The organism is Streptomyces sp. NPDC030995, assembly GCF_055571215.1.
Map to the genome: position 1 here is coordinate 1 of NZ_JBVIFS010000081.1, position 1,287 is coordinate 1,287.

1 protein-coding gene is annotated in these 1,287 nt (G+C 68.5%); it reads left to right on the forward strand.

Annotation, left to right across the window (positions count from 1 at the left end; all coding sequences use genetic code 11):
• Positions 1-44: 44 nt before the first annotated feature.
• Positions 45-1,255 (forward strand): IS3 family transposase gene (locus ACZ45T_RS39205; RefSeq protein WP_468449272.1). Its coding sequence is split into 2 segments (ribosomal slippage): positions 45-291 and positions 291-1,255, totalling 1,212 coding nucleotides; the frame shifts between segments, so codons are not numbered across the junction.
• Positions 1,256-1,287 lie beyond the last annotated feature (32 nt).

Below are 1,287 nucleotides of genomic sequence, written 5' to 3' on the forward strand. Positions count from 1 at the left end.
ACACCCTGACAATGGATCTTGATGGTCCAGGGAGGGATGTCCAGGTGGGACGCAAGTCTCCGTATCCGGAGGAGTTCAGGAAGGACGCTGTCGCGCTCTACCGCGCCGCTGCCGGGAAGCGGACGTACGCGGCGGTGGCCGCGGATCTCGGTATCACCGCAGAGTCGCTGCGGACGTGGGTCCGCAAGGACGAGGCCCAGGCCGCGCCCGTTGGCCGCGACGGCAGCGTCAGTGCGGCGGAGGAGCTTGCCCGGCTGCGGGCTGAGAACGCCAGGCTGCTCAAAGCCGAGCAGGAGTGGCGGCTGGAGCGCGAGATCCTGCGCCGGGCAGCCGCCTATTTCGCCCGGGAGGTGAAGTGAGCCCCCGCCGCTGGGCCTTCATCTCCGACAACCGTGCCGACTTCGGCGTCAAGCGGATCTGCCGGGTGCTCGGGGCGTCCCGCGCCGGCTACTACCGGCACCTGGCCACCGAGCAGGACCGCGCCGAGCGCCAGGCCGAGGAGAAGCGGACCGTGAGCGAGATCCGCGCCATCCACACCGAACACCATGGCGCCTACGGCGCCCCGCGCGTCCATGCTGAACTGCGCGCGAGAGGGCGCAGGATCAACCGCAAGCGCGTCACCCGGCTGATGCGGATCAACCACATCGTCGGCCGGCACCTGCGGAAGAAGAAACGGACGACGATCGCGGACAGGACCGCGCCGCCCGCGCCGGACCTGGTGATGCGCGACTTCACCGCGGACGCCCTGAACACCAGGTGGTGCGGCGACATCACCTACATAGCCGTCGGCTCGACGTGCCTCTACCTCGCCACGGTGATCGACATCTGCTCGAGGAAGGTCGTGGGCTGGTCGATCGCGGACCACATGCGCACCTCGCTGGTCACCGACGCGATCGAGATGGCCGTGGCCGCCCGTGGCGGCCGGGTCCACGGCGTCGTCTTCCACACCGACAGAGGCGCCCAGTACAACGCGGCCGCCTTCGCCGACATCTGCCGCCGGCACGGCATCCGCCGCAGCATGGGCCGGGTCGGCTCGAGTTACGACAACGCCCTCGCCGAGTCGTTTTTCCAGGGCCTCAAGCGCGAGTTGCTCCACGGACGCCGCTGGACCTCAAAGGCACATACCCGGCTCGAGCTGTTCCGCTGGCTTTCGTACTACAACCGGCGCCGTCGCCACTCCGCGCTCGGCTACCGCACACCAGCCGAGTTCGAACAACAACTGAGCACGACACGTACGCTGTCACTCGTCGCATGAAACCCGGTGTCCACTCCCCGGGATCAACCTCA